The 9,788-nt window shown below is 53.8% G+C and carries 10 protein-coding genes; all 10 read right to left on the reverse strand.

All coding sequences use genetic code 11. The features are described from left to right. Positions 1-339: 339 nt before the first annotated feature. The 10 genes from ACT8X9_RS05065 to mobV all read right to left on the reverse strand — a co-directional run bounded on the left by ACT8X9_RS05065 (position 340) and on the right by mobV (position 9,603). A complete protein-coding gene (locus ACT8X9_RS05065; RefSeq protein ID WP_015564590.1) occupies positions 340-579 on the reverse strand; it encodes an HPr family phosphocarrier protein in 240 nt (79 codons plus the stop codon). 15 nt (positions 580-594) lie between these two features. Further along, positions 595-1,563, reverse strand: a complete 969-nt coding sequence (locus ACT8X9_RS05070) for a carbohydrate kinase family protein (RefSeq protein WP_444268319.1) — start codon at positions 1,561-1,563, stop codon at positions 595-597. A gap of 9 nt (positions 1,564-1,572) precedes the next feature. Continuing rightward, positions 1,573-2,955, reverse strand: a complete 1,383-nt coding sequence (locus ACT8X9_RS05075) for an MFS transporter (protein WP_444268320.1) — start codon at positions 2,953-2,955, stop codon at positions 1,573-1,575. Between the two features lie 33 nt (positions 2,956-2,988). Then, positions 2,989-3,381 carry a VOC family protein gene (locus ACT8X9_RS05080; protein ID WP_097791228.1) on the reverse strand — a complete coding sequence of 131 codons (393 nt, stop codon included), beginning with the start codon at positions 3,379-3,381 and terminating at the stop codon, positions 2,989-2,991. After that, positions 3,378-4,439, reverse strand: coding sequence for an NAD(P)-dependent alcohol dehydrogenase (locus ACT8X9_RS05085; RefSeq protein WP_005940978.1), 1,062 nt, complete (start codon positions 4,437-4,439; stop codon positions 3,378-3,380). Before ACT8X9_RS05085 ends, ACT8X9_RS05080 begins: the two co-directional genes overlap by 4 nt. A gap of 185 nt (positions 4,440-4,624) precedes the next feature. Next, positions 4,625-5,752: an ROK family transcriptional regulator gene (locus ACT8X9_RS05090; protein ID WP_044953544.1), complete on the reverse strand. Its 1,128-nt coding sequence runs from the start codon at positions 5,750-5,752 to the stop codon at positions 4,625-4,627. A 208-nt stretch (positions 5,753-5,960) separates the two neighbouring features. Then, positions 5,961-6,209 (reverse strand): DUF6061 family protein, encoded by a 249-nt coding sequence (locus tag ACT8X9_RS05095; RefSeq protein WP_444268321.1) that lies wholly within the window; start codon positions 6,207-6,209, stop codon positions 5,961-5,963. Between the two features lie 697 nt (positions 6,210-6,906). Further along, the gene (locus ACT8X9_RS05100; RefSeq protein WP_444268322.1) at positions 6,907-8,295 is read right to left on the reverse strand and encodes a site-specific integrase; all 1,389 of its coding nucleotides are present in this window, start codon (positions 8,293-8,295) and stop codon (positions 6,907-6,909) included. Between the two features lie 15 nt (positions 8,296-8,310). Next, positions 8,311-8,604 (reverse strand): helix-turn-helix domain-containing protein, encoded by a 294-nt coding sequence (locus ACT8X9_RS05105; protein ID WP_154260269.1) that lies wholly within the window; start codon positions 8,602-8,604, stop codon positions 8,311-8,313. Between the two features lie 24 nt (positions 8,605-8,628). Beyond that, complete coding sequence (gene mobV / locus ACT8X9_RS05110; RefSeq protein WP_444268323.1) at positions 8,629-9,603, reverse strand: MobV family relaxase; 975 nt, start codon at positions 9,601-9,603, stop codon at positions 8,629-8,631. Positions 9,604-9,788: the final 185 nt, after the last annotated feature.

The raw sequence follows: 9,788 nt of genomic DNA on the forward strand, positions 1-9,788 counted from the left end.
CTACATAAGATTTTATTTGTGAAGAAGAAAAATACCGCCCACGCAGCGCAGCGATGATTTTGTCGGGTGAAACGGCGGCAAAATAGATCGGGTGTGTTGCGGGGCGGTAAAAATCTTCATGGAGAATAAATCCTCGCCGCTCTGTACTTTTCTACAAAATTGGTGGGATTTGCGATAAAGGGTATCACGGATTGCGGCGAGCGTCAAGATGGTTTTGCAAATTTTATTGCAGTAAAGCAGTGATAGTAGGACTTATACAAATCAAAACACCGCCCGATTCTGGTGAAGGAGAACCAGAATTGAACGGTGCAAATGGAAGAAGGAGAAAAGCGTAGAAAATCAGACGATGCAATCTGGGAGCAGCGCATGGAGCTGTGTCAGCAGTTCTTCGCAGGAATCGGAATAAATCACAAGGGTAAGCGGATTGCTCAGGTCGAGACTGTAAATGCCAAGCAGGGATTTGGCATCAATGGTATATCGCCCGGAGACTAAGTCCATCTCATAGGGATATTTGGACAGCAAATCTACAAAGTCCTTGACCTGATCGACCTGCCGCATTCTGATCTGTAATTTTGTCATAGGGTATCCTTTCTTTTACATCAGTGGGATAGAGGCAATGCAGTTCTGAATTTCCACCATGGAGGGCATTGCAGGGATTGCGCCGCCCTTTGTCGTGGTCAGACTGCCCGCTGCATTGCCGAAGCGGACGATTTCTTCAAGCTCAAATGCAGGGAGGGTACGCAAATCCTCCGCAGCTTTTCTCCGCAGCTGGTAGTGAATTGCGCCCATGAAAGCATCGCCTGCACCCGTCGTGTCCACGGTAGGCACATCATAGGTGGGAAGATGCCCTGCGCCCACAGCGTTCCGGTAATAAGCACCCTTTGCACCCAGCGATACCAGCACAAGAGATGGCCCCATTTCGAGCAGGGCTTGTGAGCCGCGGGCAAGGTCGCTTTCGTTTGTGATAAGCTGCATTTCTTCCTCGGAAACTTTCAGAAGATCCGCAAGCTTGACACCTTCCTGCATCTGGACAACGGCATCTGCTGGGTGCTCCCACAGAAGCGGACGGTAATTGGGGTCAAAGCTGACCAGCTTGCCCTGCTGCCGTGCATACCGCGCAGCTTCCAACGTGGCGGTGCGGCTCGGGTCGGCGGTCAGAGAGACAGAGCCGAAATGGAAGATGGCAGCATCGTCGATCAGATTCCTGTTGACTTCTGCCGAAGTCAGCATCACATCGGCACCGGGGTTCCGGTAAAAGGTAAAGGAGCGGTCTCCCTTGCTGTCAAGCTGTACGAAGGCAAGGGTCGTGGGAATCTTTTCGTCAATCACCAGACTGGACACATCAATGCTGCTTTCCACAAGGGTCTGGCGGAGAAAATCGCCAAATCCGTCTTTGCCAACTTTTCCGATGAATGCTGTTTTGCCGCCCAGACGGGCATTCATGGCAAGGACATTGGCGGGTGCACCGCCGGGATTCCGGGCAAACAATTCGATGCCCTGTGCATTGGTTCCGTTCGGGGTAAAGTCGATCAGGCTTTCTCCCAAAGCTACAACATCAAACATGGTATCACCTCAACCTGTTTTTTTAGCGTTCAGTTCGGACATAATCTGGTTATACGAACGCTTACTGATTCGGTAGAAGAACAGGACAATCGCTGTTATCAGCCACAGCACACCGGGAAGCAGCGAGAATGCATAGTGCATCGCATTCTGCACGGCAGCATTCTGCACCTGATTGGGGGCAAAACTCAATGCACTCAGCACACCAGCCAGCGCAGAGGTGCCAATCGCCATGCCCAGTTTGTTCCCCAGTGAAACGAATGCGTACTGGAAACCATCGTTGCGGACACCGGTTTTCCACTCGCCATACTCCACGCAGTCGGGAACGATGGCGTAGATGGCGGTATTGAATCCGCAGAAGAAGAACTGGGACAGTGCAGCGAATGTATAGAACGGAATGGGAGAAGAAACTGCACTGAAGAAATAGAGCGCAATCAGGGAAACGCCGGTTCCGGCAGCGAAAAGGGAAGCGGTGTGCCCTTTGTTGCCCAGCTTTTCAAACACGAAGGGGAATGCCGCAGCACCCAGAATGGAGGGAACGATCAGGATCATCGAGTAGATGGTAAACAGATTCTCGTTGCCTTCCACATATTTGAAGTAATAGAGCAGGTCGGCATTGCGGCCATACAGCGTTACACCGAACAGGAACTGACCCGCCAGTGCAATCAGGTAGGGCTTGTTCTGAAGCGCTGCGTCCAACTGCTTTTTCAGTGAGACTTTTTTCCGCTCCGGGGGCTGGACGACCTCTTTGGTTTTGGCAAAACAGAACCAGTGACAGAGGGTGAAGATACCGCCGTAAAGGACGGTCACCAGAAGATATCCCCGTGCTGCATTATCACCGCCAAAAGCAGAGATCAAAGGCAGGGTGATGATGTTGATGATATTGATGGCGATCATGGCACAGACGGAGCGAGAGGTGTTGATTTTCGCACGCTCCTCGATGTTCTGGGTCAGGGTGCCGCAGAGCGTACCATAAGGGATGTTCACGCAAGTATAGCCCAGAACCAGGACACAGTAAGTAATGTACATATACAGGCTCTTAGCACTGTCTGACCATGTGGGGTGCGCCCAGAACGTCAGCACGAGCACCACAGCAGTTGCCGGCGCGCCGAACAACAGCCATGGACGGTAGCGTCCCCAGCGGGAACGGGTGCGGTCGCTCAGCGAACCGATCACGGGGTCATTGATGGCATCCCAGAAGCGGGAGACCAGCATCAGGAGGGACACTACCGCCATGCTGATGCCGCAGACATCGGTGTAAAAAATCATCAAGAAGTTGCCAACGAACATCCAGCTGAAGTTGCAGCCCACATCGCCCATGCCGTAAGCGATTTTACTGATCAGAGGGACTTTGATGTTCGTATCCTGCTGTTTCGGCTCTGCTGTGTAACTCATACGACGCGCTCCTTTCTCCTCTTGACGCGATGCTTATAATTTCTGGCAGAACTCTATTCTCTCTTTATTCGGGCCTTCGACCATGAAAAAGCGAACACCGTTTTCCCAGAACGGCAGTGACTGGATGCTGGAATGCAGCAGGTGCATCCCTGCCTCTTTTGCCGCAGCAAAGGCGGCTTCGATATCGGTCGTTGCCAGAGCTACATGGTCGATTGCTCCGGCCTTTTCCGCCGCACGATGGTTTTCATAGGTTTCGATCATCAGATCGCCAAGCTGAAGAAACGCAACGCGCTCCCCGGCGGCTTTGTTCACCGTTTCCAGCGCAGAAACAAACCCCAGCTTCTTGTAAAATACAATGGTCTTGTCGAGATCATTTGTTGGGATGCCAATGTGCGCCACACCGGTCAGAACCTGCGGAAAGCTCATACCTTCGTTTCCTCCGCAATCTTCACCACTGCTTTGACGATGTTGGCCTTGTCCGAAATGCTCTTGTCCATGGCATTCTGGATGTCGTCAAAGTCAAAGATGTTGGTCACAATGCCCTTCAGATTGATTTTGCCGGAAGCAACGGCATCAATCGCCATGGGGTAAATGTGGCGATAACGGAACACGGTCTTGAAGGTCAGTTCCTTATCCAGTGCAAGGCTCATAGGCAGGGTCATCTCGCCGGATTTGGAGTAACCAACCAGAACGATGTTTGCGCCCTTCTGCGCCATCTCAATGGCCTGGCGGGTAGTGATTTCTGTACCAGCAGTCTCGATAACGAGGTCGCAGCCCAGACCATCGGTCAGGTCGAGAATCGTCTGGACAGCATCCTTTTCGCGGCTGTTGATCACACCGTCTGCACCCAGTTCAAGAGCCTTATCCAGACGCTTCTGCATGATATCTACAACGTAAACACGGGAAACACCCTCGGCTTTCAGCGCCATCATGGAGACCAGACCAATGCAGCCTGCACCCATGACCACCGCAGTCTGACCGGCATGAGCACCGCCCTGATTGGCGGCGTGGAAACCAACGGCCAGAGGCTCGATCAGCGCACCTTCCATGGTGCTTACGTTGTCCGGTAGCTTGAAGCAGAGGTTTGCTTCATGTGCCACATACTCCTGAAAAACACCGTCTACCGGCGGGGTAGCGAAGAACACAACATCCGGGCAGAGGTTGTATTTGCCCTCACGGCAGAACTTGCAGTGACCGCAGGTCTTGCCCGGCTCCAGCGCAACGCGGTCGCCAACTTTCAGATGCTTGACAGCACTGCCAACTTCCACGACTGTGCCGCCCGGCTCGTGGCCCAGCACGAACGGTGGCTTGACCACATAATTGCCGATCGCACCCGTTTCATAGTAGTGCATATCGCTGCCGCAGATGCCAACGTATTCCAGCTTGACAAGAACTTCGTCCTCTTTGGGTGTGGGGATCGGGCGGGTGGTGTAGCCCATCTTGCCGATGCCGTTCATGACTGCAACTTTCATTGTGCCTTTCATAAGATGACCTCCGTTTTTATTTGTTTATTGACTTTTATAAAGTGTTTATGAATGTGACTACAAATTAACACACCGCACAACCAAAGTCAAGCCCTTTTTCGCGGATTCGGAGAACTGCACAAGGAAAAAGCGGCGGAATTGTGCAAAAAATCGAGGACGGCAGGTGCCGTCCTCGATGGGAAGGTTTATAGGTTCTGAATAAAGGCTTCGATATGGAGCAGAGCGGCTCCCAGCGCAGAGGCTTCCAGCCTATAGCGGCTGAACTTCAGGTAGGAACTGTCCGGCTCAAACGTATTACGCTCGACCAGCATTTCCCGGAGCGGTTCGCCAAACTCTGCCAGAAAGCCGCCAACGTAGCCGCCAACAATTACATCACAGTCGAAGGTCATGCGCAGATTATTGACTGCTACAGCAAGGTAAGAAAGGTATTCATTCCATGCCGTTTGCAAAGCTGCATTGCCGGAGCGCAACCCGTCAAAGAATAGTGCAAGATTTCCGTCGGTCAGCTGGGAGAGGACTTTTGCAGAGCAATAGGCATCCAGACAGCCCTTTTTTCCGCAGTAGCAGGGGCGGCCATCGGGAACGAGCGTGTTGTGCCCGAACTCTCCGGCACGAAGATGGTCGCCGCCATAGAGCGCTCCACCGGTCAGAATCGCACCGCCGACACTGTTGCTCAGAGAAAGGTAGACAAGGCTGCGGGGAGATTCGAGGTCGCGCACTTCAGCAAGTCCGGCAGCGTTCGCGTCGTTGATGAACCGGCAGGAGAACGGGATGTAACGGCTGAATTCTTCGGTAGGAACATTCCGCAGACCCAAGGCATGAGAGTAAACCAATGTCTGCCCCTCTTTGTCCAGAATACCGGGCAGCGAAATGCCGACGCCCAAGATTTTTTCGACCGGGCAGCCCTCTTTTTCAATCAGCCCCTGCACGATTCCGGCAAGCATTTCCGCATAGGTGTCCGACCGCTCATAAAGACGCTTTTTACGCTCATAGTGGAGAAGGTTACCGGACAGATCGACCAGAACTGCTCCGACATGATTCTGGGTGATCTCCAGTCCGACCGCAAGTCTGGCATTCCGCACGGGAGCAAATGCTCTCGCCTTGCGCCCACCGGTAGATTCAAAGGTGCCGACCTCCTGCACCAGTCCCATCGCCATCAGTTCTTTGACATTCTGCAATACGGTCGGCCAGCTGTTGTTGACTTTTGCCGCAAGCTCCGGCTGCGAGATTCGGTCGCAGGAAAAAATGCTGCGAATCGTTCGGATGCGGTTGATTTTTTTAACATCACGGTTATTTGCGCCGCTGCCGGTCATGGGCTTACTCACCTCCAAGAGCAGATTCAACATTTGAAAGAAGATTTATAAAGCTCTTTCTTATTATAGAGAATCTGGAAAGATTCTGCAAGGGAAACATTTACAAAAAAGCGTTAGCCGAAAAGAGCGAGTTGCTTATGGACAAGAAGCGATGCTACCAGCTTATGGCAAACCATAGGTCGGTGGGCATCGTGTTCTTTATAGGGACTTAATCTTCCAGCCTGCCGTGGTCGCATCCCAGCGAGAGATAGTGCTCCATCTCTCCTCCCAGCACAAGCTGAGCGTACTCCAAGGGCTTATTACACAGCAGCCAGTCCAGCTCTGCCCGCTGTGCCGGGGTGTTGCCACACTCATCCTCGACGGCGATGCAGTCGATGGCAAGAGTGGTGCCATCCTCGAACCGGGCTTCCACCCGGTTGGTGTCCATATTGAAGCGGCAGGAAAGTAGTTTGTTCATGGTGAACCTCATTTCTATATCAAACGGTGTCTGTTCGGATGTCCTAAACCCTGCCATAGAACCGATGTGTTATGTAAGATTGTTGTCTGGATAAAACTGGAAGATTATGCGCGATAAATACCGTTGAAATCCAGCTTTTGGGGCTGTGCGAAACAGCCTGTTTTGCCGGGCTGATTTTGGCGCTGCACACTTTTGCACATTTTCTGCACATCGCAAGGATGGATAACAGGTGCAAAGGCGTGCAAGCAATGCAAAGGATGCAACAGAATAACAACGGCAAAATAACGGTGATTCGATTAAAATGACGTTTTAACGTCAAATGATGAAATGGACAAAATGTGCCATTCGGTTCCTACGAATCAGTAGGCCGGGGGTTCGAGTCCCTTCCATCGCACCAAGAAAAACCAGTACACATTGTGTACTGGTTTTTCTTTTTTGTTTGCGCGATGGAAGGGGCTCGAACAGGGCGGCGGCGCATAGCGCCGCAAGCAATCAGCCCAGTGGGCTGTTGCTTAGCCCGCGGGTTCCAACGCGTAGGAATGTCTACCGTGGAAGCTGTGAATCGAAAGATTTCATGGCTTTTTTGTTTTGTAAGCCATGGGTGCACGGTTTCTGCACAGTTTTTGCACGGTCGGTGTTTCCCATGTCCGATTATGTAGGGCGCTGGATTGCATTGCAGTCAGTGCCCTTTTTTGCATCAGGTGAGCAGTGCCAGGCGCAGCTTTGCCTTCATTTCCGGGTCGGCATCCTTGAGCAATTCCAAAAGAGCCGTCATGGAGATGGTGGGTTCGCCTGCGGCGGGTACAGCCTGCGGGCTGGGGGCGTCGGGCTTGGCATAGAAGCCGCTTTCAAACTTCTTGCCCAGCTCTACACGGGAGGACTGCTGGATATGGGCGTAGGTGTTCACTAGCATATCCGCACTGGCGTGACCTGTGGTCCCCTGCACCGCCTTGATGTCGCCGCCGGAGATCATCAACTGGTAGGTGGCACTGGAATGCCGCAGACCGTGAAAGACGATGCGGGGGAACTCCGGGTGTGCATCCTGCCATTTCAGGAACTTCTTGCGGATAAGCACCGGCTCCACCGCCAGACCGTTGGGGAGCCGCAGCAGCATCCCGCTGTTGCGGTACCGCTCCGGGTCGAGGGCTTCTTCCCGCTTCAGCCGTTCCAGCCACTGCTTCAGTTCCTCCCGCAGGGCAGCGGTCATAAAGATGGTACGGCAGGAGGCCTCGGTCTTGGTGTCCTTCAGAATGAGGGAGGTCTTGCTGCCCTCCAGCTTGTCCGGGAAGATGCGGAGGATGCAACCCTTATCCACCTGTGCCAGCGTGTCCTTCTGCACCCGCTGCATGGAACGGGTGACGGTGAAGGTGCCCATGCCGTTGGCAGCATCAAAGTCGATGTCCTCCGGGGTCAGGCCTGCCACCTCTCCTTCTCGCAGCGCACCCACCAGCGTCAGGTGCACCGCCAGATGCAGGATGGGGTCCTCCATGCTGTCCAGTGCTGCCCGCATCTCCTCCACCTCCCAGATGCTGCGCTCTTGGGTGGTCTTTTTGGGGGCTTCCACAGGGACGGGACTTTTGATGAGGATGCCCCACTCCACCGCCAGCAGAAAGGAATTGTGCAGCAGTTGGTGGACTTCATGGAGGGTAGTGCCGGAGAGGGTGCGCTTCTGCTGCTTGGGCGAGAGGTCTCGCCGCTTGCCGCCCACATACTGCCCGCAGGGGGTCTTGCTCAGGGTGTCGTACAGGGCTTCGATGTGGTAAGGCCGCAGCTTCTGCATCTGCATCTCCCCGATATAAGGGATGATGAGGTTCTGGATGAGCGCCAGATTGGACTGGTAGGTCTTGGGTGTCCACTTGTGCTTGCTGCACTGCTTGGGCAGCCAGTCCATCAGGAACTCTGCTACCGTCACCGTGGACGGGATCAGGAAATTGCCGGTCGCCAGCTCGTGCTCGATCTGTTTCTGGCGTTTCACCGCCTCCTCTTTGGTGGGAAAGCTTTCCCATTTGTCGCAGCTCTTGCCGTGCTCATCCTGATAGGTGTAGCGGACACTGTAAGAACTGCCGCGTTTCGTGATATATGCCATAGATTTGCCTCCTTATCAAGCTGCCCGGTAGAGCCACGCATCGAAGCTGTCTTTCGGGATGCGGATGCTTCCGCCTGCCCGCAGGACACGGAACTCGGTGGTGCTGTTGCACAGGTTGTAGGCGGCACGCTGGCTGATGGCCAGCATCTGCGCGACCTCCTTTACCGTGTACACCAGCTTCTGGGCTTTAGGGCTGTTGGTCGGAGACTTGACGGCATTGGTTTGAGTGACCACCTCCATTGTAGCCGGATCAGAGTCCGACTGCAAGGATTTTTTCGTATAATCCAAAGATTTCACATTCTCGTACATTTTATTACACATAGGCGTTGCTCCTTACTTATCGTGGCGCACCACAGATTCCTGCGTGCGGTTCTCATAGAATCGAATGACCTCCGGCGGGATGCTGTCCAGCGTTTTCAGGGCGGCTTCATAGTCCTGCCGCAGCTTGGCATCCCCCAGACGCTTCAAGACGCTCCCCTCCTTCGCTTTGTCCAGCGAGGCAGAGAGCGTCTTGTTTTTCTTTTTCAGTTGTCTGTTCTCGGCGGCGGTCTCCGTAAAGGCGACCTGATAACGGTTCAGTTCGGTGCGCATTTTGGACACTGCCGGGATATAGCTGTCCAGCACCTTGCTAATCTCCGCCGCACGGCTTTTGCCGTTGAAGGGGGTGATGCCCACCAGCAGGGCATCCAACTGCTCCTTCTGCTTGGTCAGTTGAGTCATCTCCTTGAAGATGCGGGGCGGGATGTGCTCCCGTCCGGTCTGGCTGGCGCTTTCGCCTCGTTCCAGCTCCGGGTACTGCTTGACCATGTGCTGCCAGAACTCGTCCTGCCACTTCACAAGGTTCTTGCGGTTGCCGATGATCTCCTTGGCGCTCAGCCGTCCGTCAGCAGTCAGGGGCACGAAGCAGAGGTGCAGGTGGGGCGTTTTCTCGTCCATGTGGACAACAGCAGAGAGAAAGGTATCCGTGCACTGTCTGCCCTCCAAAAATTTCAGGGCGTACGCAAAGTACGCCCTGATCTCCCGGTTGGTCTTGTCCTTGAAAAACTCCGGGCTGGCGGTGACGAGTGCCTCCACCACCCTCACGCTGTCCTTGCGGACACGGCAGTGGGCGGCGGCTATCATGCGGTCGGCTTCTTCCCGGTACCTGCCCTGCGGCTGCACCAGATGGAGGTTGTAGCGGCTCCGGCTCGTGTCGATGTCCGGGTTGCTGGCGTACTGCTCCTTGGTGCGCTCATTGTGGGCTTCGATGGGGCTGATTGCTGGCCCCTTGTACTTTTTGAACCTTAAAATGCCGTATTGAGCTTTCATAGATCACGCTCCTTCTTGGGGTGTACAAAAAATCTGTACGGACTTCAAATAATCTGTACGGTTCGTACGGCGTACGGAAATGCGAAATATAAACGATGATGCGTTTTAATTTGTTTTGATTTTCCGTACGGGTGCGTACAAGTACAGACCGTACAGGTTGTACGAACTTCTTCCGTGAAAAAATG

Origin of the sequence: Faecalibacterium sp., assembly GCF_052358865.1 — a bacterium.
In the GTDB taxonomy this organism is placed as follows: Bacteria; Bacillota; Clostridia; order Oscillospirales; family Ruminococcaceae; genus Faecalibacterium; species Faecalibacterium butyricigenerans.